Source organism: Burkholderia sp. BCC0405, assembly GCF_902833075.1.
Taxonomy (GTDB): Bacteria; Pseudomonadota; Gammaproteobacteria; order Burkholderiales; family Burkholderiaceae; genus Burkholderia.
Genome location: NZ_CADFEO010000018.1, coordinates 153599 through 174347, shown reverse-complemented (window position 1 = coordinate 174347; position 20749 = coordinate 153599). Strand labels below are relative to the sequence as shown.

Here is a 20749-nt window from a genome sequence, read left to right as displayed (position 1 = left end):
GCCGGATTCTGGTGACGCTGCTGCACGAGATGGCCAAGCGTGACGCGAAGCGCGGGCTGGCGTCGCTGTGCATCGGCGGCGGGATGGGCGTCGCACTCGCGGTCGAGCGTCCGTAACCAGCCTCGCGACCAGCGAACCGAATTCGTGTGCCGGCCGATTGCGGCTTCGGCCGGCGTCACGTGAAGTCAGAGGGGCCTTCGGCAGCCCTCGAAACCAAAAGGAATGGAGTGAGATATATGTCTCAGCGAATTGCATACGTAACGGGCGGGATGGGCGGCATCGGCACCAGCATTTGCCAGCGTCTGTCGAAAGACGGCTTCAAGGTCGTCGCGGGCTGCGGCCCCAACTCGCCGCGCCGTGTGAAATGGCTCGAGGAGCAGAAGGCGCTCGGGTACGATTTCATCGCGTCGGAAGGCAACGTCGGCGACTGGGACTCGACCAAGGAAGCGTTCGACAAGGTCAAGGCCGAAGTCGGCGAGATCGACGTGCTGGTCAACAACGCGGGCATCACCCGCGACGTCGTGTTCCGCAAGATGACGCATGAAGACTGGACCGCCGTGATCGACACGAACCTGACGAGCCTGTTCAACGTGACGAAACAGGTGATCGACGGGATGGTCGAACGCGGCTGGGGCCGGATCATCAACATTTCGTCGGTGAACGGCCAGAAGGGGCAGTTCGGCCAGACCAACTATTCGACCGCGAAGGCCGGTATCCACGGCTTCACGATGTCGCTCGCACAGGAAGTCGCGACGAAGGGCGTGACGGTCAACACCGTGTCGCCGGGCTACATCGGCACGGACATGGTGAAGGCGATCCGCCCCGACGTGCTGGAGAAGATCGTCGCGACGATCCCGGTGCGGCGTCTCGGCGCGCCGGAGGAAATCGGTTCGATCGTCGCGTGGCTCGCGTCGAACGATTCCGGTTTCGCGACGGGCGCCGACTTCTCGCTGAACGGCGGCCTGCACATGGGCTGAGCGTCCGCGCTGCGCGGGCCGGGCGGCCGCGCAGCCGGGCGTTTTCCGAAGGCCCCCGCTTCCCGGATTCGGGCGGCGGGGATTCGTCACTTCCGCTACGCTGCACTCAAAGGCGTTACATGACTACTACAAAGAAGACGGCCGAACGGCTCATCAAGAAGTACCCGAACCGTCGGCTCTACGATACCGAGACAAGCACGTACATTACGCTGACCGACGTGAAGCAGCTCGTGCTGGAGCAGGAGGACTTCAAGGTCGTCGATGCGAAATCCAACGAAGACCTGACGCGCAGCATCCTTCTGCAGATCATCCTTGAAGAGGAAAGCGGCGGCGTGCCGATGTTCTCGTCGTCGATGCTGTCGCAGATCATCCGTTTCTACGGGCATGCGATGCAGGGCATGATGGGCACGTACCTGGAAAAGAACATCCAGGCGTTCATCGACATCCAGAACAAGCTCGCGGATCAGTCGAAGAACCTGTACGAAGGCAATGCGATGAATCCGGAAGTCTGGTCGCAGTTCATGAACATGCAGGCGCCGATGATGCAGGGGATGATGACCAGCTACATCGAGCAGTCGAAAAACATGTTCGTGCAGATGCAGGAGCAGATGCAGAACCAGGCGAAGTCGATGTTCAGTACGTTCCCGTTCAAGCAGCCGGGCGCGTCGGAGCCGGAAAAGAAGTAACGGTTTCGCGGCAGGCCGACCGCGGTGGGCAACCGGTCGGGCGTCGGTGCCGCGAAGCAATGCGGTGCGGGTCGGCCGATCGCGCATCCGTGCGCGACGATGGGCGGCCGCCGCCTGCCGGATCCTCTCGCCGACGGTCGTCCATGACCGTCGGCACCGAATGCGCGTGCCGGGTACGGGCGTGCATGACCGTTGTCCGGTCGATCGAGATCCAGTCACCCGTGAATGATCCCGGCGTGCATCACGCCTGGCGGTGTGCATTCGTGCAGGCACGCGTACCGATATGCGGCGCTGCAGGGTGATGCGTGATTGCAGCGTTCGGCGAAAGGCGATACCGGTACCCGGCATCACGGGCCATGCCGCATCGACGCAGCATGATCAAGAAAAAGCCAATTGAGAGAGAGCATGCGAGGGATTCGAATGGTAGGGGCCCGCAGGCTGGCGGGTCTTGCGTCGATGTTCGTGATGGGCGTTGGCGTGGCGGTGCCGGCCTTTGCGATGGATTGCGCGAAAGCCGTGCAGCCGATCGAGAAGCGCATCTGCGCGAGCCCTGCACTGCGTGCGGCCGACGCGCGCATGAATTCGGCCTACGCGGGCGTGCTGAAGGCCGCGCCGGACACGGCCATCCGCGACATGCTGGCGCGTAGCCAGCGCCGCTGGATCGGCGCGCGCAACAACCGTCTCGGTGCCGATTACGAAGGCCGCCCGCTGGCCGTCGACGAAGTGCGCAAGGCAATCGATCGGCGTACCGCCGTACTGGCCGATCGATCGGCTGAAGGATTGATCGCGCGCGCACAGGCCGAGCGCCAGTGGCTCGCGAAATACACAGGCGGCCCGCTCACCGGTTTCGATGCGAACTGCGATTTCATTCCCGACGATGCACGCGGCGCGCACGTCTCCTATGCGTGTTTCGGCGCGGTCCATGTGCAGCATCATGCGCGGGTCTGCAGCCAGAGCGAGGACTGGGCGACCGGCGCGGTTTATCAGTACCGGTCGGTGAGCACGGCCGATGGCGGGAAGGTGCGACCGGTGGCGTTCTGTGAAGCGCAGGCGCATGGGAGTGCGTGCGACAACGGCGGAAAGCAATCGGCGTGGATGCGTGCGGGAGCGTCCGGTGACGATAACCGCGCGTCAGCGCCGGTGAGCGGGTTGCCGCAGCTGGATGCGGAAATGTGGCCGATCGGCGATGGAGACGATGCGTTGTGGTTCGAGCGGTGTCTGACTGCTGCGAAGTTTCCGTGAGCGCCGGACTGGATTTGTCGGTTGTATGGGCCCGCTTCGGCGGGCTTTTTTGCGCGCTCGTGGCTGGCGCGATTTCAGGCAGGGCCGGCCGGACGCGGGTTGATTTTCGACGTCGCCGGCCCGAATGGGTTTATTCCGCGAGGAATCCTGGCTCGTCGTCGTGCGGAGGAAGGTCGAGCACGAGCTTGACGGCGCTGTAGTTGGCCTTGAGCGAAAACACGCGGCCGATCACGAGAAACGTCTGGTGCGAATTCTCGAGTTCGACGAAGTCGCCGGGCTGCGGCACGTGGGCGCCCTGGTCGTAGGAGAAGCTGGTGCTGGTTTGCTCATCGATGGCTTCTGCTGCGTGCTCGGTGAATTCGATCGTGATGTGGGTGGTCATGCGGGCCCCGTTGGGTCGATTGAAAAGGGTGGATGCCGGGATTTTCGCATAGCGGGTAGCGGTGCCGGGACGATTCTTGCTTGATGAGTGGCGTTGGGGGCAGAGCCAAAACGCGGCTTCGCACGAAATGAAGGGGCATATCCAATACGGCTCGACGGCAGACCCGAAACGCACCGGGCATTCGAGCGGGCGATCCACATCGTCGTCAACCGCTCGTTTTTGGCTCGCCGAACCCTAAATCGCTGTAAACTCTCGCTTTTGCTGCCACGCCCCCACACATTCAGATGTCCCAATCCCCGAAAGTAGGGTTCGTATCCCTCGGGTGCCCGAAGGCGCTCGTCGACTCCGAACAGATCATCACGCAACTGCGCGCCGAAGGTTATGAAATCTCCGGTACGTACGACGGCGCCGACCTCGTCGTCGTGAACACCTGCGGCTTCATCGACGAAGCCGTGCAGGAAAGCCTCGACGCGATCGGCGAAGCGCTGACCGAGAACGGCAAGGTGATCGTCACCGGCTGTCTCGGCGCCAAGTCGAGCGCCAGCGGCTCGAACCTGATCGAGGAAGTCCACCCGAAGGTGCTCGCCGTCACCGGTCCGCACGCGGTGGGCGAAGTGATGCAGGCCGTGCATTCGCACCTGCCGAAGCCGCACGACCCATTCACCGATCTCGTGCCCGCGGCCGGCATCAAGCTCACGCCGCGCCACTACGCATACCTGAAGATCTCCGAAGGCTGCAACCACCGCTGCACGTTCTGCATCATCCCGTCGATGCGCGGCGACCTCGTGTCGCGCCCGGTCGCCGAAGTGATGCTGGAAGCGGAGAACCTGTTCAAGTCGGGCGTGAAGGAACTGCTCGTGATCTCGCAGGATACGAGCGCGTACGGCGTCGACGTGAAGTACCGCACGGGCTTCTGGAACGGCAAGCCGATCAAGACGCGCATGACCGACCTGGTCGCCGCGCTCGGCGAACTCGCCGCGCAGTACGGCGCATGGGTGCGCCTGCACTACGTGTATCCGTATCCGAGCGTCGACGAAGTGATTCCGCTGATGGCCGAAGGCCCGTTCAAGGGCCACGTGCTGCCGTACCTCGACGTGCCGTTCCAGCACGCGCATCCGGAAGTGCTGAAGCGCATGAAGCGTCCGGCGAACGCCGAGAAGGTGCTCGAGCGTGTACAGAAGTGGCGCGAGATCTGCCCGGACCTGACGATCCGCAGCACGTTCATCGCGGGTTTCCCCGGCGAGACGGAAGCGCAGTTCGAAACGCTGCTCGACTTCATCCGCGAGGCGGAACTCGATCGCGTCGGCTGCTTCGCGTATTCGCCGGTCGAAGGCGCCACCGCGAACGAACTCGACGGCGCGCTGCCGGATGAAGTCCGAGAAGAGCGCCGCGCGCGCTTCATGGAAGTCGCCGAGGAGGTGTCGGCGAACCGCATCCAGCGCAAGGTCGGCAAGACCCTCAAGGTGCTGATCGACGAAGTCAGCGAAGAAGGCGGGATCGGCCGCACGGCGGCCGATGCGCCGGAGATCGACGGGGTCGTCTACGTCGAGCCGGCAGCGAAGGCATCGAAGCGCTACAAGGTCGGCGATTTCGTGTCCGTGAAGATCACGGGCGCCGATGGCCACGATCTGTGGGGCGAGGTGTAAGCGATGGCCGCCGCGTTTCCGGAGATCCTCGCGCTCGGCGAGGCGATGGTGGAATTCAACCAGTCGCAGCCGGGCCGGCCTGAATTCCTGCAGGGCTTCGGCGGCGACACGTCGAACTTCTGCATCGCCGCGGCGCGGCAGGGCGCGTCGACGGGCTTCGTGTCGGCGATCGGCGACGATCCGTTCGGCCGGCTGCTGTCCGACATGTGGCGCGCGGAGCACGTCGACACGACGTACGTGCGGGTCGACCGTGCGGCGCCGACCGGCGTGTATTTCGTCACGCATGGCGCCGACGGTCACCAGTTCGACTACCTGCGTGCAGGCTCGGCGGCGAGCCGTTATGCAACGGGCGACCTGCCGCTCGACGCGCTGGCCGCCGCGAAGACCGTGCACCTGTCGGGCATCAGCCTAGCGATCAGCACGACCGCGTGCGACGCCGCGTTCGCGGGGATCGACCATGCGCGCCGCAACGGCGCGAAGGTCAGCTTCGACACGAACCTGCGGCTGAAGCTGTGGCCGCTGCCGCGTGCTCGCGCGGTGATGCGCGAGGCGCTGCGCCAGACGGACATCTGCCTGCCGAGCTGGGACGACGTAACGGCACTCACGGGCGCGAACGATCGCGACGCGATCGTCGATGCGATGCTCGAACACGGGCCGCAGGTCGTCGCGCTGAAGCTTGGCAAGGAAGGCGCCTACGTGGCGACGCCGAACGAGCGGCGCGTCGTGCCGGGCTTCGCGGTCGAAGCCGTCGACGCGACCGGCGCGGGCGACTGCTTCGGCGGTGCGTTCGTCGCGCGGATCGTCGCGGGCGACGACCCGTTCGCGGCGGCGCGTTATGCAAACGCCGCGGCGGCGCTGTCGACGACCGGCTACGGCGCGGTCGCGCCGATTCCGCAGCGCGAGGCGGTGGAGCGCCTGATGCAACGCTGATGCGGGATGTGCACGCCGGCCACGGCATCGCACGGACGATTCATGCGATCAGCAGGATGAGGCGGCGACATGCAACGTGAAGCGGTGATGGTGGGCGGCACGACGGGCGCGCTGATCACCGTCAAGGCGCTGTACGAGTTGCGGTGCGTCGGCGGCCGATATGCGCTCGTGACGATGTGCATCGGCGGCGGGCAGCGCATCGCCGCGATTTTCGAGCGAATCTGAAGCAAGGAGCAACACAAGGTGGGTCGATATTCGCAATGGCAACGGGCGCTCGTCGTCGCGGGCGCGCTGGCGGCGGGCATGGCGATGCCGGGCGTCGTCGCGGCGCAGGCCGCCGCGGCGGGCACGCAGCAGGATGAACCGGCACTGGCGCGGCCGCTGAAGCCGAATCCCGAGTTCGCCCGCCTGCCGCGCTACGAAGGCACGCTCGGCGACCGGCCGATCGTCGTGCATCTCGGCCCGAAGACGGACGAGGAAGGCGTGCACGGCGAATACCAGTTCGCCGATACGGGCGAGGTTGTGCTGCTCGCGGGCGATCGCGACGGCGACACGCTCGAAATCGAGGAATCGAACGACGGCACGAACATCACCGGCGTGTGGATCGGCCGCTTCGACGCGACGGGCGACCTGAAGGCCGACCGGATGAATTCGGACGAGTCGGATCCGCAGCCCGTCGTGCTGCATCTCGCGCCGGGCAAGCGCGCGGCGCTGCAGGTGCGCGACGGCCGCGTGCAGGAAATCGAGACGGTGGGCGGCGTCGTCAATCTGCGCACCGACGACTGAACCCGCGCTGGCTCGGTGCGCGCGGCGCGCATTGTACCGGGCCAATTGCGCCGATTTTGGCTAATCTAGCTGCATATTCCGCAACTGAACGGCCTCGTGCCCGGCTTCCCGTCATGACTGCATCCACTCCCAAGCGCGCACTGCAAACCCGCATCGTTCAACCCGACGACGTGATCCCGGAAGGCTTCCGTTCATTCGTGCCGCTGGTCGCGCGCGCGTCGACGGTCGTGTTCCCCGATCTCGCGACGATGCGTGCGCTCGTCTGGCACAACGACAACCAGTGGCGCTACGGCCTGCATGCGACGCCGACGTCGCTTGCGCTCGCGCAGCGGCTCGCCGAGATCGAGGGCGGCACGCATGCGCTGCTGCAGCCGTCGGGTCTCGCGGCGATCATGAACGTCTACTTCGGGATCGTGAAAGCCGGCGACGACGTGCTGATTCCGCACAACGTGTACGGGCCGAACGCCGATTTCGGCAACTGGCTCGCGAAGGATTTCGGCATTACCGCGCGCTTCTACGATCCGCTGATCGGCGCCGGCATCGCCGACCTGATCCAGCCGAACACGCGGCTGATCTGGATCGAGGCGCCCGGCTCGGTGACGATGGAAGTGCCGGACGTGCAGGCGATCACGGCGGCCGCGAAGGCGCGCGGCGTCGTTACCGCGATCGACAACACCTTTTCGGCCGGGCTCGCGTTCAAGCCGTTCGAACACGGCGTCGACATCTCGGTGCAGGCGCTGACCAAGTACCAGTCGGGCGGCAGCGACGTGCTGATGGGGGCGACGATCACCGCGAACGCGGAGCTGCACGCGAAGCTGAAGCTCGCGCGGATGCGCTGCGGCGTCGGTGTGTCGGTCGACGATTGCTCGCTCGTGCTGCGCAGCCTGCCGAGCATGCAGGTGCGTTTCGACGCGCACAGCAAGAGCGCGCTCGCGCTTGCGCAATGGCTGAAGGCGCGGCCGGAGATCGCGGCGGTGCTGCACCCGCAAATTGCCGATTGCCCGGGGCACGCGTCGTTCATGCGCGATTTCACAGGCGCGGGCGGGTTGTTCTCGGTGGTGTTCGACGAGCGCTACAGCGCGGAGCAGGTCGACCGCTTCGTCGAGTCGCTCGAGCTGTTCGCGATCGGCTGGAGCTGGGGCGGTGCGTGCAGTCTCGCGATGCCTTACGACGTCGCGTCGATGCGTCCGGACTGGCCGCATCGCGGCACGCTGGTGCGTTTCTATGTCGGCCTGGAAGACGAAGGCGACCTGCGCGCGGATATCGAGCGCGCGATGCAGGCCGCGCTCGGCTGATCGCCAGCCGATAACGTTCGGCAGAAAAACAAAACGCCGGCGCGATGTTGCATCGCGCCGGCGTTTTTCATTTGGCGTGTGACAGGATCAGAACAGCCGCAGCAGCCCGTCGAGGCCGATGTGGTCGAACGCGACCGTCGCCGCGTCGCGCACGACTGGCTTCGCGTGGTACGCGACCGACAGCCCGGCTTCGGCCATCATCTTCAGGTCGTTCGACCCGTCGCCCATCGCGATCGCACGGCGCGGCTCGAGGCCGAGCGACGCGCATGTCTCGCGCAGCAGGCGTGCCTTCACGTCGGCGTTGACGATCTCGCCGAGCACCTTGCCGGTCAGCTTGCCGTCGACGATCTCGAGCGTGTTCGCATGCGCGTAGTCGAGGCCGAGGCGGGCCTTCAGCCGTTCGGTGAAGAACGTGAAGCCGCCCGACACGAGCAGCGTCTTCATGCCGGCGGCCTTCACGCCGGCGAGCATCTTCTCGGCGCCCGGCGACAGTTGCAGACGTTCCTCGTACACGCGTTCGAGCGCGTGCGCGTCGAGCCCGGCCAGCAGTGCGACGCGGCGCGTCAGGCTTTCGTTGAAGTCTCGGATCTCGCCGCGCATCGACGCTTCGGTGATTTCGGCGACCTGCGTTTTCAGCCCGCAGAAATCGGCGATCTCGTCGATGCACTCGATCGTGATCAGCGTCGAATCCATGTCCATCACGGCGAGCCCGAAATCGCCAAGCGAGAGGCCGGCCTCGACGAACGCGAAGTCGAGCGCGTGCGTGCCGCAGTAAGCATCGATGTCGAGGCGCTGCGCCGGGTTCGCGTTGTCGATCCGCAGCGCGTGATCGTCGGTCTGCACGATGCGGGTGCCTCGGGACAGCGCGAGCAGCGGTTTGTGATGGGCGTCCGACAGCGGCGCAAGACTCTGGATGACGAGGTTGTGGGTCATGACGGGATGGTTGGAAAGCGAATGAAATGCGTCTGCGGCTCACGGGCAGCCGCCTGCCGATGCGGGCCCCGTCCGGTGTCGGGCCCGTGTGGGCGAACGCGCCATTGTAGCCGGTTGGCCGCATGCGGCGGTCGGTGGCGGAGCGAAACCGTGCGCGGCGCCGCGGTCATTGCCCGTCCGCGCGATCCCAGTACGGCGGATCGCCGAAATGCTCGGCCAGGAACGCGATGAAGGCGAGTGTCTTCAGCGGCACATGCGCGCGGCTCGGGTAGACGGCCCAGATCGCGATGTCTTCCGCGAACGGATAGTCGTCGAGCACGGTGACGAGCGCGCCGCTCGCGAGCAGCGGGCCGACGTCCCAGGTGGACTTGATCGCGATCCCGAAGCCGTCGACGAGCGCTTCGCGGATCGCCTCGCCATTGCTCGCGACGAGCCGGCCGCCGACCCGCACCGTGAGCGGGCCTTGCGGCGTGGCGAACGACCAGTCGCGCTGGTCGCCAAGGATCACGCATTCGTGCTGCGCAAGGTCGGCGGGATGGCGCGGCGTGCCGTGTTCGGCGAGATACGCGGGCGAGCAGCACAGCACGCGGCGATTCGCGGCAAGCTTGCGCGCGACGAGCGTCGAATCCTTCAGTGCGCCGAGGCGGATCGCGACGTCGTAGCCGTCGTCGACGAGGTCGACGATCTCGTCCGACAGCCGCAGGTCGAGCGACACGGACGGATAGCGGCGCAGGAACGCGGGAATCACCGGCGCGACATGCTGGCGGCCGAACGACGACGACATCGACACCTTCAGCCGCCCGTACGGCTCGGTGCGGCCGTGGCCGACCGACGCGCGGGCGGCGTCGGCGGCCGACAGCAGCGTGTCGGCGTGCGCCATGAAGACGTCGCCGTCCTGCGTCAGGCTGATGCGACGCGTGGTGCGGTGCAGCAGCCGCGCGCCGAGCTGGCGCTCGAGCTGCGCGATGCGCGCGCTCGCGACCGCGGCCGACACGCCGAACTCGCGTCCGGCCGCGGTGACGTTCGCGAGTCGCGCCGCGCGCACGAACAGCGCGACGTCGAGCAGGTCGATCGGCTTGTCGGGGGCCGGAATCGGATCGGAGGCCATTATTCTGAAATTCCTGAAAATGTTTCAGGAAATATAGCGGTTTTATCGAATGATCGGGTTGCCTACGATGGCGTTCATGGGGCTGCGCCGCGGCCCGGAGAATTTCCTGAAGGAGTTTCGTGATGAAAGCCGTTGGACTGACCCGTTATCTGCCGATCGACGACCCGCAAGCCCTGCTCGACGTGGAGCTGCCGCAGCCCGTGCCTGGCCCGCGCGATCTGCTCGTGAAGGTCGAGGCGATTTCCGTGAACCCGGTGGACACCAAGGTGCGTGCGCCGAAGCCGCAGGTCGAGGACAAGCCGCGCGTGCTCGGCTGGGATGTCGCCGGCACGGTGATCGCGGTCGGCGCCGACGTCACGCTGTTTCGGCCCGGCGACGAAGTGTTCTACGCGGGCAGCATCACGCGGCCGGGCGCGAACAGCGAATTCCATACGGTCGACGAGCGGATCGCCGCGCTGAAGCCGCGCACGCTTGATTTCGCCGCATCCGCCGCGCTGCCGCTGACCGCGCTGACCGCGTGGGAAGCGCTGTTCGACCGGCTGCGCGTGTCGCCGCGGGGCGCGAACGCCGGCAAGTCGGTGCTGATCATCGGCGGCGCGGGTGGCGTGGGTTCGATCGCGATCCAGCTCGCGAAACAGCTCGGCAAGCTGCACGTGATCGCAACCGCGTCGCGGCCGGCGTCGGCCGAATGGGTGCGCGCGCTCGGTGCGGACGCCGTGGTCGACCATTTCGGCGACCTGCCTGCGCAGTTGCGCGAAGCCGGGCATCCGAACGTCGACTACGTGCTGATTCTCAACGACACGGATCGTCACTTTCCTGCCGCTGCGGAGGTAATCCGGCCGCAGGGCGGCATTTGCACGATCGTCGAGAACGACAAGCCGGTGCCGGTCGAACTGCTGAAGGCGAAGAGCGCCGGGTTTCACTGGGAATTCATGTTCACGCGCGCAATGTTCGAGACACCGGACATGATCGAACAGCACCGGATCCTCGGCGAAGTCGCGCGGCTCGTCGACGGCGGCACGCTGCGCACCACGCTCGGCGAGCAGCTCGGCACGATCAATGCCGCGAACGTGCGGCGCGCGCACCAGTTGCTCGAGGCCGGGCGTTCGATCGGCAAGCTCGTGCTGAGCGGCTTCTGAGCACGCATCGCGCGTAAGGTTGCGGCGCCGTGAGCGCAAGCGGGGTAACACCCGATGCGTTTGCGGCGCACTGCATGCCGCTTGGCGGTAGACTGGCAGCGCATCATGCATCGAAAACCGCGCGGCACGCGCGTGCCGCCGCATACCAAGGAGGTCAGCATGAGCCAACACAGCTTGTCAGTCGCCGCTTCGTGGTCGGTCGTGTTCGCGGCGGCGTGCGTCAGCGCGAGCGTATTCGCGGCGCCGCCGGTCAAGGGCAGCCTGAAGGGTGGCGGTACCGGCCAGCTCGAATACACCGTCAAGGTCGACTCGAAGACCTTCGGCAATACGCAGGAGACCCGCAAGATCCGTTCGGGCGAGACGGACGACTTCAACTGGAAGTCGGTGCCGCCGAGCGGCGCGGTCGCGATGCCCGACGGTTGCCCGAACGCCGACAGCCTGCCGCGCGACGAGAACGGCGCGATGGTGCGCCAGACCCAGGTGCGGCTCGCGCCGTCGATCGATGCGAAGGGGATCGCCAACGTGCAGATGAGCTTCCAGGCAGCCGCGCCGAAGGGCACGCGCAGCGTGACGGCCGGCGGCAAGTCGCTGCAGTGCCCGGACGTCGTGTCGGTGAGCCAGGTGAAGTGGGTGTCGATTCCGACCAACGGCGGGTCGAAGGTCGTCACGATGAGCGACGGCACGAAAGTGACCGTGTCGATCAAGCGCTGAGCGGCGAGCGCGGGCCGGCGCCGGAGCCGGTGTGCGCGCAACGGATTCGACCTGCGGGCCGGCCCGGCGACATGTGGCTGTTTCGTGTCGCCGTCACGGTGCTTCCCGTTACCTGCCGCGCGGTACCGTGTTGCTGCAACGGCAGGGTAGTCGTTTGACGTCCGACCGCGTCGCGTGGCGACCTGCGTGACGTCATGCGCATGGCGCGCTATGCTCGCCCGCATCATCTCCTTCCTGTCACGACATCCCGATGAAATGCCGAATGCGCGCGTTGCCGTGTGCCTTTGCGCTCGTCGCCGCGCACGCGCATGCGGCCGACGATTGCAGTTTCGTGAAGAAGGTCGAGCTGCCGGCGCGGCAGCAGGTGGCGGTCGTGTCGAGCGGCGCGCTCGAACCGTGCTCGACCGGCAGCTACGCGGTGCACGTGTATTCGACCGCGCATGCCGCACCCGGCTTCGATACCGACGATTACGTAACGGGCGCGCTGCATGCGCGTGACGGTACGGTCACCGATGCATTCACGGCCGACCTCGGCGCACGTGCGCCGCAGGCGCTCGTCGTGACGATGCGCTCGGCCGGCAGCGGCGGCTATGTCGGCGCGCAGGCCTATGTGACGACGCCGCGCACGGTGAGGCTCGTCGCGTCGGTCGACGGGCTCGCGCCGGACGCGGACATCGCGGCCGCGTTGCGGCAGGCAATCGGCAAGCGCCGCAGCGCGCGCTGACCGGCGAACCGCGCGAACGCGTCGCGCGATGGCGCCACGTGTCAGTGCGCGCGTTCTTCGAGCCGCGCCGCGAGAAAGCGGTGATCGGCCGAGAACAGCCGGCGATAGGTTATCAGCACCGCGCCGACCGTGCCGAGCGCCGAGGCCGCGGCGATCAGAAACATGATCACGATCTGGTAGCGCACGGCCTGCAGCGGCGACTGGCCGGCCAGCACCTGGCCCGTCATCATCCCCGGCAGGCTCACGACGCCAACGACGGCCATCTGGTTCAGCGTCGGCAGCATACCGGCGCGCACGGCCTGGCGCGCAGCGTCCTGCGCGGCCTCCCAGCGCGTCGCGCCGAGCGCGAGTGCGGTTTCGACGCGATCGCGGCGCGCCGTGAGTTCTTCCATCATTCGCTCGACGCCGAGCGACACGCCCGTGAGCGTATTGCCGAGAATCATCCCGAGGATCGGAATCGCGTATTGCGGTGCGTACCACGGATGGATGCGAATCACGACGAACAGGCCGACCGCCGCGACGAACCAGCTGCTGAACCAGATCGACGCGATGCTGTCGATGTGCTGGCCGCGATACGTGCGCTTGCCGCGCCCCGCGCCGGCGAACCCGGCGATCAGCGTCATCAGCGCGGTGAGCGGCAGCACGACGGTCCAGTGAGGATGACCGAACACCCAGCCGAGCACGTAGCCGATCGCGAGCAACTGCACGACGGTGCGCACGGCCGCGAGCGCGAGCTTGCGGCCGAGGCCGAGCGACAGGGCCATCGAGATCGCGCCGTTGACCGCGACGAGCGCGGCGGCGATGCCGACGTCGACGAGGCTCAGGTCCTGCAGTGCGGGGCTCATTGCGTGGCCTCCGTCGGGTTGGCGACATGCATCACGCCGGCCTGCATCACGAGCCGCCTCGTGCCGATCCGCGCGGCCTGGGCCGGATCGTGCGAGATCCACATGTACGCGCGGGCGGCGGGCGCCGCGTCGAACCATGCGCCGACGAGCGCCTCGATCGCGCGCGCCGACTCGGGGTCGAGCGCGGACGTCGGTTCGTCGAGCAGCAGCACGTCGGGATCGAGCTGCAGCACGCGCAGCAGCGCGGCGATCTGCGCTTCGCCCCCCGACAGGTCGCTCGCGCGCTTGTCGAGAAAGTCGGGGCCGCGGCCGGCCTGCGCGGCGAGCGCTTCGGCCCGCGCGCGATCGAACGCAACGTCGCGATAGATCGCGAGCGAATACGGATAGCGCAACTGCGATTCGACGGTGCCGTCCATCTGCGCGGGACGCTGGCGTACATAGGCGACGCTGCGACGGTAACGCGGGATCGCAGTGCGCCGGATCGGTTTGCCGCGCCACAGGATGTGGCCGCCGTCGAGCGGATCGAGCAGCGCGAGCGCGCGCAGCAGCACGCTCTTGCCCGATCCGGACGGCCCGGTGATAGCAATGCGCGATCCCGCTGCAAGGCTGAAATCGGTTGGGGCGAGCAGGGTCTTGCCGCTGCTGGCATCGCGTCGCGTGATGCGCTCTGCATCGATGAGGCCGGTGGGGGCTGTCATGTCACAAATGAAAAAAAGCGTTAATGGCGCCGAAACGTCACCATGGCGTGCGTCATAATACCGATTGAAAAGCCGCGGGTGTCGTGCGCCGTTCGTCCACGCAAGCGGCCCGGCATGGCGCGGCATCATGTCAGAACAACTACGGAACCGCCATGACGCTAGCCCGAGCCATCGGCAAATCGGCTGCATGGATCGTCGGTATCGTCGCGGTGCTCATCGCGGCGGCCGGCGTCTTTCTCTTCGTCTTCGACTGGAACCGCGCGAAGCCGTGGGTCAACGAACAGGTCACAGCCGCACTCGGCCGCCCATTCGCGATCAACGGCGACCTGAAGATCGGCTGGCGCCGCCCCGACGGCGAAACCGGCTGGCGCGCGTGGGTGCCCTGGCCGAGCTTTACGGCTACCCAGCTCGAGATCGGCAACCCCGACTGGGCGAAGACGCCCAAGTTCGTCACGCTCGACGCCGCACACTTCGATCTCGCAATCCTGCCGCTGCTCGCGCATGAAATCGTGATCCCGTCGATCGACGTCGTGAATCCGGCCGTCGACCTCGAGCGGCTTGCCGACGGCCGCAACACGTGGACCTTCCAGTTCAAGCAATCGTCGCAGCCGTCGCCGTGGAAAGTACGGCTCGACAGCTTCGGCTTCGCGAAGGGCACCGTCACGTATCGCGACGCGATCACGAAAGCCGACCTGACCGTCGCGATCGATACGCTCGGGCAGCCGATTCCGCTCGGCGACGTGCTCAAGGAACAGGAGCAGACATCGCGCGCGGCATCGGCGCAGCGTGTCGGCAAGCACGGCGCCGCGCAATTGAGCGCGAAGGCCAATGCGGAGGCCGCGTCGAGCGCTTCCGCCGCGCAGGCTGCGAGTGCGGCGTCGGCAACAGGGGCTTCGGCCGCGTCTGCCGTGGCGACGGCTTCGTCTTCTTCGTCCACCTCTTCGGCATCGGCTGCTGCCGCCACATCCGGTGCAAGCGGCTTCGCGGCGCCCGCGAAGCCGTCCGGCCCGACCTATGCGTTCGGGCTGAAGGTCGACGGCCGCTACAAGAACGTGCCGATTAGCGGTACCGGCAAGCTGGGCGGCGTGCTCGCGATCCAGGACGCGTCGCGGCCGTTCCCGCTGCAGGCCGACGTGAAAGCCGGCGACACGCGACTCGCGATCGTCGGCACGCTGACCGACCCGATGCATCTCGCGGCCATCGACCTGCGGCTGTGGCTGCAGGGCACGTCGATGTCGCATCTCTATCAGCTCAGCGGCATCACGTTGCCCGATACGCCGCCTTACGCGACCGAAGGTCGGCTGATCGGTAACTTCAAGCGGAAAGCCAGCACGTTTCGCTACGAGAATTTCAACGGCCGCGTCGGCGGCAGCGATCTCGGCGGCACACTGGTCTACGAACAGCGCGAACCGCGCCCGAAGCTGTCGGGCGAGCTCGTGTCGAACCTGCTGCAGTTCTCCGATCTCGCTCCGGTGATCGGCGCGGATACGGCCGCGAGCAAGGCCAGGCGCGGCGACACGACGAAACAGCCGTCGAGCCGCGTGCTGCCGGTCGAAACCTTCCGCACCGACCGCTGGCGCGTACTCGACGCGGACGTCAAGTTCACGGGCCGCAAGCTGGTCAAGAGTTCGGACCTGCCGATCACCAACCTGTACACCCACATCGTGATGACGGACGGGGTGCTGTCGCTCGAGCCGCTGCAGTTCGGCGTCGCGGGCGGCACGCTCGCAACGACCGCGCATCTCGACGGCAGCGGTGCGCCGCTGAAGGGCCGCTTCACGGTGGCCGCGCGGCATCTGAAGCTCAAGCAACTGTTCCCGGCGCAGAAGGTCATGCAGTCGGCGCTCGGCGAGATCAACGGCGATGCGTCGCTGTCGGCGACCGGCAACTCGCCGGCCGCGCTGGCGGCGACGTCGACCGGCGAGGTGAAGGCGCTCGTGACGGACGGCCGTATCAGCCGCCTGCTGATGGAAGCGGCGGGGCTGAACGTTGCGAACGTCGTCTACGAGAAGCTGTTCGGCAACAACGACGTGAAGATCAACTGCGCAGCGATCGACTTCGTCGCGACCAACGGCATCCTCGACCCGAAGGTGTTCGCGCTCGATACGGACGACGCGCTGATCAACGTCGACGGCCCGATCAGCCTGCGCGACGAAACGCTGAACCTGAAGATCCACCCGCACACGAAGGGGTTCCGGATCTTCTCGCTGCGCTCGCCGCTGTACGCGAAGGGTACGTTCAAGAACCCGGACGTCGGCGTCGATGCCGGCGCGCTCGCGTTGCGTGCCGGCGCGATGATCGGCCTCGGGCTGATCAACCCGTTCGCGGCCCTGATTCCGCTGATCGCGCCGAGCAACAACAGGGATGTGCCTTGCTCGGAACTGTTCGGTCAGATGAATGCGAAGGCGGCGCAGCGGGCGGCGGCGAAGGCCGGCAAGTGACGGGCGTCAGCGGCCCGCGCGCACCCGGAGCAGCACGGCATCGACTTCCCGGCCGTCGATCCGTACCGGGGCCGCAGTGCCGAGCGGCAGGCGATCGCCGTCGAGCCTGACGGCGCGCTGCCGGACGTGGCCGATCCAGTTCGGGAACAGGCTGACGTCCATTTCGTGGGGCAGCGTGCCGTCGTCGGCGACGTGAAAGGGGCCGGAATAGGCGATGGAGCCGCCGTCCGCCGCCGCGCGTGCGTCGGCAGTGCCGCCCTGCAGGTCGCCGTCCGCGTAGGGCGGCCTGCAGGCGGCCATCAGCTGGGCAGACATGTAGCCGTCAGGCGTATAGAGGATCCAGCCGCGCACGTCGCGGCCGAGCGGGTAGGTGACCGCGCTACCGCCGCGCGGGCGGATCTCGTCGGACACGAGGCGCCACGCGCCGACGCGTCGTTCGCGAATCTGGCCGGCAAGCATCCGGGATTCCGGCAAGGCGGCGGTGGGGCGCGAGCCGCCGTGTTGGCGGGCTGCCGGGCGCCGGGCCAGGGGGCTGAAATGCGCCGCCGGAACGGCGTGGTCGGCAGTTTCTCCGACACCTGCTAAAATACGCGGTTTTCCGTCGATTTATCCTTTCGGGACCTGCCGTGCTTTCTACTGCCAACATCACGATGCAATTCGGGCCGAAGCCCTTGTTCGAGAACATCTCGGTCAAATTCGGCGAGGGCAACCGCTACGGTCTGATCGGCGCGAACGGCTGCGGCAAGTCGACCTTCATGAAGATCCTCGGCGGCGACCTCGAGCCGAGCGCCGGCAACGTCGCGCTGGAGCCGAACGTCCGCCTGGGCAAGCTGCGCCAGGACCAGTTCGCGTACGAAGACGTGCGCGTGCTCGACGTCGTGATGATGGGCCACACCGAGATGTGGGCCGCCATGACCGAGCGCGACGCGATCTACGCGAACCCGGAAGCCACCGACGACGACTACATGCATGCGGCCGAGCTCGAAGGCAAGTTCGCCGAATACGGCGGCTACGACGCCGAGGCGCGCGCGGGCGCGCTGCTGCTCGGCATCGGCATCGAGGAGAAATTCCACAACGGCACGATGGCCGACGTCGCGCCGGGCTGGAAGCTGCGGGTGCTGCTCGCACAGGCGCTGTTCTCGAAGCCGGACGTGCTGCTGCTCGACGAACCGACCAACAACCTCGACATCAACTCGATCCGTTGGCTCGAGCACACGCTCAACGAGTACAACTCGACGATGATCATCATCTCGCACGATCGTCACTTCCTGAACTCGGTGTGCACGCACATGGCCGACATGGACTTCGGCACGCTGAAGGTCTGGCCGGGCAACTACGACGACTACATGCTCGCATCGGCACAGGCGCGCGAGCGCCAGGCCGCGGCGAACGCGCGTGCGAAGGAGCGCGTGGCCGAACTGCAGGACTTCGTGCGCCGCTTCTCGGCGAACAAGTCGAAGGCCCGCCAGGCGACGAGCCGCGCGAAACAGATCGACAAGATCAAGATCGAGGAATTCAAGCCGTCGTCGCGCCAGAACCCGTTCATCCGTTTCGAGTTCGAGAAGAAGCTGCACAACGTCGCGGTGGTGGCTGAAGAGATCACGAAGAAGTACGAGCGCACGATCTTCCAGAACTTCAACCTGTCGGTTCAGCCGGGCGAGCGGATCGCGATCATCGGCGAGAACGGCGCGGGCAAGACGACGCTGCTGCGTTCGCTGCTCGGCGCGCTCGAACTCGATCACGGCACGGTGAAGTGGTCGGAGAACGCGAATGTCGGCTACATGCCGCAGGACACGTACGAAGAGTTCCCGAACGACATCACGCTGATGGACTGGATCGACCAGTACCGCAAGGACGGCGACGACGAAACGATGGTGCGCGGCACGCTGGGCCGCCTGCTGTTCTCGTCGGACGACATCAAGAAGTCGGTGAAGGTGCTGTCGGGCGGCGAGAAGGGCCGCATGATCTGGGGCAAGCTGATGCTCGGCCGCCACAACGTGCTGCTGATGGACGAGCCGACCAACCACATGGACATGGAGTCGATCGAGTCGCTGCAGATCGCGCTCGAGCAGTTCGAAGGCACGCTGATCTTCGTGTCGCACGACCGCGAATTCGTGAGCGGGCTGGCGAACCGGATCATCGAAGTGCGCACGGATGGCACGCTGTTCGACTTCGGCGGCAATTACGAGGAGTTCCTGACGAGCCAGGGGCAGGAGTAATTGTCCTGACGCTTCCGTTCATGTGTCGCGGCCAGGCAGCAGTACGAAGCCGGCGCGCATAGCAGCGCGAAGCCGCCGCAAACGCATCGGGCCCGCATCGACCGCATTGTCGATGCGGGCTTTTTCATGTCCGTGCCGGTGCAGCACGGCAGTCTCCCGCATTCTCGTTTCCTTCCCTCAATCGACTTCGGGTAAATTACGCTCCGAATACTTATCTCAATTCCGACCCGGAGCCGCCCCCTCGATGCAGGGCCATCCTCTCCCGCTCGACCTGTCCGGCCTTGCGCAAAGCCTGTATGCGCAGGGTACCGAGGAAGGCATCCTGTCGCGCCTGATGGAGCGGATCGCGCCGACCCACCGCTTCTGCGTCGATATCGGTGCAAGCGACGGCCTGCGCAACAGCAACACCGCGCGGCTGCTGCGCGAACAGGATTGGTCCGGCGTGCTGGTGGAAGGCAGCGCATACCGTTTCGGCAAGCTGGCGGCCCACTACGCGGGCGCGGACCGCGTGCGCCTGCACCACGACCGCGTTCAGCCCGACACGATCGACACGTTGCTCGCCGATGCGAACACGCCAACCGACTTCGACCTGCTGTCGATCGACATCGACGGTAACGACTACTGGGTCTGGCGCGGCCTGCAGGCATTCCGGCCGCGCATCGTCGTGATCGAATACAACCCGTACTACACACCGCCCGAGCGTTGGGTCATGTGCTTCAACCCGGACTACGAATGGGACGGTTCGACGTACTACGGCGCGAGCCTCGAATCGCTCGTCCATCTCGGCAGGCAGAAGGGCTATGAACTCGTCTGCTGCGACGACATGGGCAACAACGCGTTCTTCGTGCGGCAGGACCTGTATCCGCTGCTCGGCATTGCGAACAACGCTGCGTCGGTGCTGTTTCGCCCGGCGATGTACAAGGTGCGCTATGTCGGGCACAACACGTTCCTGAGCGGCCATCCGTATCGATACGGGCCGGCCGAGCACATCTGAATGGACCCGCTCGCCGCGACCTTCGACGAGATCCGCGAGGCCTACGCATTGGGCCCAAGCGGGCAGCCGCGCCAGGTCGGCGAACGCGTGTGGCACCTGCCGACCGATGACGGCGGCGTAGCGGTCAAGCTCTACGCGTCCGAACATCATGCGCGTGCGGCCAAGGAAGCGGCCGTCCTTGCGCACTTCGAGACACACGGCGATGCCCGTTTCCATGTGCAGGCGCTGAAACGCACGGCAGCCGGCGCACCGCTCTGGACGGGGTCAACTGCCCACGCGATGCTGACGCGTTGGGAGGCCGGGCAGTTCAGAACCTACGACACGTTTTCACCGGCCGAATGGGATGCGCTCGGCGAGAGTCTGGCGGCGTTGCATCTGAGCCTCGAGCAACTTCATCTGCCGCAGATCGACACGATCCGCGCACGGCTGACCGCGATCGACGCGGACGCGGTGCGCGGCAGCCTGCTCGACGCGCTGGATCGCGGCCGCTCGAACGACGGCGCGGAGAACCTGCGCCGCTACGTCGATCTCGCGCTGCGCATGCTCGAGCGCTACTATCCGGGCAGCATCGACGCGTTTCCCGCCGGCGATCCGCAATGCCCGATCCACAACGACTACAACCAGTTCAACTATCTGTTCACGGGCACGCTGCCGCCGCTCATTCTCGACTGGGAAGCGTCGATCGGCGCACCGCGCGAATATGAGCTGGTGCGTTGCCTGAACCATCTGCCGCTGGAGGCGCCGCATCTGGCGGAGGCGTTCGTGCGGGCATACCGGCGGACCCGGCCGGTGGATCCCGCGCGTATCGCATGGGCGGTCGATGCCGCGTGTCTGCAGCACGCGCTCAAGCTCTGGATCGTGCAAGGCTGGCTCGACGATCCGTCGCGCTTTGCATCGCATCTGAACGGCGCGGTGACGATGGCGTCCGCGATGGTGGAGGCGCGCGATCGTCTCGTCGATTTCTTTTCCCGTTGCATCGAAGCAGGACGCTGA

21 protein-coding genes and 1 pseudogene are annotated in these 20749 nt (G+C 66.4%); 16 read left to right on the top strand and 6 right to left on the bottom strand.

What is annotated here, in order from left to right:
- The 4 genes from HWX36_RS26840 to HWX36_RS26825 all read left to right on the top strand — a co-directional run.
- On the top strand, window positions 1-116 hold a 116-nt coding region (locus HWX36_RS26840), incomplete at its 5' end, for a hypothetical protein (RefSeq protein WP_175956263.1).
- Between the two features lie 120 nt (window positions 117-236).
- A complete protein-coding gene (locus tag HWX36_RS26835; protein WP_175956262.1) occupies window positions 237-977 on the top strand; it encodes a 3-ketoacyl-ACP reductase in 741 nt (246 codons plus the stop codon).
- A 119-nt stretch (window positions 978-1096) separates the two neighbouring features.
- Window positions 1097-1663 (top strand): polyhydroxyalkanoate synthesis repressor PhaR, encoded by a 567-nt coding sequence (phaR, locus tag HWX36_RS26830; RefSeq protein WP_006485265.1) that lies wholly within the window; start codon window positions 1097-1099, stop codon window positions 1661-1663.
- 405 nt (window positions 1664-2068) lie between these two features.
- On the top strand, window positions 2069-2905 hold the full coding sequence (locus HWX36_RS26825) for a lysozyme inhibitor LprI family protein (RefSeq protein ID WP_175956261.1): 837 nt from the start codon (window positions 2069-2071) through the stop codon (window positions 2903-2905).
- A gap of 130 nt (window positions 2906-3035) precedes the next feature.
- On the opposite strand, the gene HWX36_RS26820 is transcribed toward HWX36_RS26825, so the two are convergent.
- Window positions 3036-3287: a hypothetical protein gene (locus HWX36_RS26820; RefSeq protein WP_175956260.1), complete on the bottom strand. Its 252-nt coding sequence runs from the start codon at window positions 3285-3287 to the stop codon at window positions 3036-3038.
- Between the two features lie 284 nt (window positions 3288-3571).
- Here HWX36_RS26820 and rimO point away from each other — a divergent pair, with 284 nt between their 5' ends.
- The 5 genes and pseudogenes from rimO (at window position 3572) to HWX36_RS26795 (ending at window position 7944) form a co-directional block, all read left to right on the top strand.
- Window positions 3572-4933, top strand: a complete 1362-nt coding sequence (rimO, locus tag HWX36_RS26815; protein ID WP_089456309.1) for a 30S ribosomal protein S12 methylthiotransferase RimO — start codon at window positions 3572-3574, stop codon at window positions 4931-4933.
- Window positions 4934-4936: 3 nt separating this feature from the next.
- Window positions 4937-5863, top strand: coding sequence for a sugar kinase (locus HWX36_RS26810; protein WP_175956259.1), 927 nt, complete (start codon window positions 4937-4939; stop codon window positions 5861-5863).
- A 96-nt stretch (window positions 5864-5959) separates the two neighbouring features.
- Window positions 5960-6088 (top strand): annotated as a pseudogene (locus HWX36_RS26805) (acetyl-CoA C-acyltransferase); the annotation flags it as partial.
- Window positions 6089-6106: 18 nt separating this feature from the next.
- Window positions 6107-6649, top strand: coding sequence for a hypothetical protein (locus HWX36_RS26800; protein ID WP_175956256.1), 543 nt, complete (start codon window positions 6107-6109; stop codon window positions 6647-6649).
- Window positions 6650-6762: 113 nt separating this feature from the next.
- Window positions 6763-7944: a cystathionine beta-lyase gene (locus HWX36_RS26795; RefSeq protein ID WP_175956255.1), complete on the top strand. Its 1182-nt coding sequence runs from the start codon at window positions 6763-6765 to the stop codon at window positions 7942-7944.
- Window positions 7945-8031: 87 nt separating this feature from the next.
- Here HWX36_RS26795 and serB read toward each other — a convergent pair whose 3' ends face one another.
- Together serB and HWX36_RS26785 are read right to left on the bottom strand one after the other, a co-directional pair.
- Window positions 8032-8877 (bottom strand): phosphoserine phosphatase SerB, encoded by an 846-nt coding sequence (serB, locus tag HWX36_RS26790; protein WP_175956252.1) that lies wholly within the window; start codon window positions 8875-8877, stop codon window positions 8032-8034.
- A gap of 166 nt (window positions 8878-9043) precedes the next feature.
- Window positions 9044-9985, bottom strand: coding sequence for a LysR family transcriptional regulator (locus HWX36_RS26785; protein WP_175956250.1), 942 nt, complete (start codon window positions 9983-9985; stop codon window positions 9044-9046).
- Window positions 9986-10107: 122 nt separating this feature from the next.
- Between HWX36_RS26785 and HWX36_RS26780 the strand changes: the two genes are divergently transcribed.
- The 3 genes from HWX36_RS26780 (at window position 10108) to HWX36_RS26770 (ending at window position 12559) form a co-directional block, all read left to right on the top strand.
- Window positions 10108-11124: a zinc-binding alcohol dehydrogenase family protein gene (locus tag HWX36_RS26780; protein WP_175956248.1), complete on the top strand. Its 1017-nt coding sequence runs from the start codon at window positions 10108-10110 to the stop codon at window positions 11122-11124.
- Between the two features lie 159 nt (window positions 11125-11283).
- The gene (locus HWX36_RS26775; RefSeq protein ID WP_175956246.1) at window positions 11284-11835 is read left to right on the top strand and encodes a DUF6013 family protein; all 552 of its coding nucleotides are present in this window, start codon (window positions 11284-11286) and stop codon (window positions 11833-11835) included.
- Between the two features lie 250 nt (window positions 11836-12085).
- Window positions 12086-12559, top strand: coding sequence for a PliI family lysozyme inhibitor of I-type lysozyme (locus tag HWX36_RS26770; protein WP_175956244.1), 474 nt, complete (start codon window positions 12086-12088; stop codon window positions 12557-12559).
- A 41-nt stretch (window positions 12560-12600) separates the two neighbouring features.
- On the opposite strand, the gene fetB is transcribed toward HWX36_RS26770, so the two are convergent.
- Together fetB and HWX36_RS26760 are read right to left on the bottom strand one after the other, a co-directional pair.
- Entirely contained in the window at window positions 12601-13404 is an 804-nt protein-coding gene (gene fetB, locus HWX36_RS26765) for an iron export ABC transporter permease subunit FetB (RefSeq protein ID WP_175956242.1), read from the bottom strand.
- Window positions 13401-14102, bottom strand: coding sequence for an ATP-binding cassette domain-containing protein (locus HWX36_RS26760; protein WP_175956240.1), 702 nt, complete (start codon window positions 14100-14102; stop codon window positions 13401-13403). Before HWX36_RS26760 ends, fetB begins: the two co-directional genes overlap by 4 nt.
- A 152-nt stretch (window positions 14103-14254) precedes the next feature.
- Here HWX36_RS26760 and HWX36_RS26755 point away from each other — a divergent pair, with 152 nt between their 5' ends.
- The gene (locus HWX36_RS26755; RefSeq protein ID WP_175956238.1) at window positions 14255-16543 is read left to right on the top strand and encodes an AsmA family protein; all 2289 of its coding nucleotides are present in this window, start codon (window positions 14255-14257) and stop codon (window positions 16541-16543) included.
- 6 nt (window positions 16544-16549) lie between these two features.
- On the opposite strand, the gene HWX36_RS26750 is transcribed toward HWX36_RS26755, so the two are convergent.
- The gene (locus HWX36_RS26750) at window positions 16550-17002 is read right to left on the bottom strand and encodes a lipocalin-like domain-containing protein (protein ID WP_175956237.1); all 453 of its coding nucleotides are present in this window, start codon (window positions 17000-17002) and stop codon (window positions 16550-16552) included.
- Between the two features lie 167 nt (window positions 17003-17169).
- Here HWX36_RS26750 and HWX36_RS26745 point away from each other — a divergent pair, with 167 nt between their 5' ends.
- From HWX36_RS26745 to HWX36_RS26735, 3 genes are all read left to right on the top strand, one after another.
- The gene (locus tag HWX36_RS26745; RefSeq protein ID WP_175956236.1) at window positions 17170-18762 is read left to right on the top strand and encodes an ABC-F family ATPase; all 1593 of its coding nucleotides are present in this window, start codon (window positions 17170-17172) and stop codon (window positions 18760-18762) included.
- Window positions 18763-19006: 244 nt separating this feature from the next.
- Entirely contained in the window at window positions 19007-19756 is a 750-nt protein-coding gene (locus HWX36_RS26740; RefSeq protein ID WP_175956234.1) for an FkbM family methyltransferase, read from the top strand.
- Entirely contained in the window at window positions 19757-20749 is a 993-nt protein-coding gene (locus tag HWX36_RS26735) for a phosphotransferase (RefSeq protein ID WP_175956232.1), read from the top strand.

What these genes read in the sequence shown, in the direction of transcription:
- HWX36_RS26740 (WP_175956234.1), top strand. Translation starts at nt 19,007, where the DNA reads ATGCAGGGCCATCCTCTCCCGCTCGACCTGTCCGGCCTTGCGCAAAGC.
- HWX36_RS26750 (WP_175956237.1), bottom strand. Translation starts at nt 17,002, where the DNA reads ATGCTTGCCGGCCAGATTCGCGAACGACGCGTCGGCGCGTGGCGCCTC.
- HWX36_RS26755 (WP_175956238.1), top strand. Translation starts at nt 14,255, where the DNA reads ATGACGCTAGCCCGAGCCATCGGCAAATCGGCTGCATGGATCGTCGGT.
- HWX36_RS26785 (WP_175956250.1), bottom strand. Translation starts at nt 9,985, where the DNA reads ATGGCCTCCGATCCGATTCCGGCCCCCGACAAGCCGATCGACCTGCTC.
- HWX36_RS26825 (WP_175956261.1), top strand. Translation starts at nt 2,069, where the DNA reads ATGCGAGGGATTCGAATGGTAGGGGCCCGCAGGCTGGCGGGTCTTGCG.
- HWX36_RS26820 (WP_175956260.1), bottom strand. Translation starts at nt 3,287, where the DNA reads ATGACCACCCACATCACGATCGAATTCACCGAGCACGCAGCAGAAGCC.
- rimO (WP_089456309.1), top strand. Translation starts at nt 3,572, where the DNA reads ATGTCCCAATCCCCGAAAGTAGGGTTCGTATCCCTCGGGTGCCCGAAG.
- HWX36_RS26775 (WP_175956246.1), top strand. Translation starts at nt 11,284, where the DNA reads ATGAGCCAACACAGCTTGTCAGTCGCCGCTTCGTGGTCGGTCGTGTTC.
- serB (WP_175956252.1), bottom strand. Translation starts at nt 8,877, where the DNA reads ATGACCCACAACCTCGTCATCCAGAGTCTTGCGCCGCTGTCGGACGCC.
- fetB (WP_175956242.1), bottom strand. Translation starts at nt 13,404, where the DNA reads ATGAGCCCCGCACTGCAGGACCTGAGCCTCGTCGACGTCGGCATCGCC.
- HWX36_RS26795 (WP_175956255.1), top strand. Translation starts at nt 6,763, where the DNA reads ATGACTGCATCCACTCCCAAGCGCGCACTGCAAACCCGCATCGTTCAA.
- phaR (WP_006485265.1), top strand. Translation starts at nt 1,097, where the DNA reads ATGACTACTACAAAGAAGACGGCCGAACGGCTCATCAAGAAGTACCCG.
- HWX36_RS26770 (WP_175956244.1), top strand. Translation starts at nt 12,086, where the DNA reads ATGAAATGCCGAATGCGCGCGTTGCCGTGTGCCTTTGCGCTCGTCGCC.
- HWX36_RS26835 (WP_175956262.1), top strand. Translation starts at nt 237, where the DNA reads ATGTCTCAGCGAATTGCATACGTAACGGGCGGGATGGGCGGCATCGGC.
- HWX36_RS26760 (WP_175956240.1), bottom strand. Translation starts at nt 14,102, where the DNA reads ATGACAGCCCCCACCGGCCTCATCGATGCAGAGCGCATCACGCGACGC.
- HWX36_RS26735 (WP_175956232.1), top strand. Translation starts at nt 19,757, where the DNA reads ATGGACCCGCTCGCCGCGACCTTCGACGAGATCCGCGAGGCCTACGCA.
- HWX36_RS26780 (WP_175956248.1), top strand. Translation starts at nt 10,108, where the DNA reads ATGAAAGCCGTTGGACTGACCCGTTATCTGCCGATCGACGACCCGCAA.
- HWX36_RS26810 (WP_175956259.1), top strand. Translation starts at nt 4,937, where the DNA reads ATGGCCGCCGCGTTTCCGGAGATCCTCGCGCTCGGCGAGGCGATGGTG.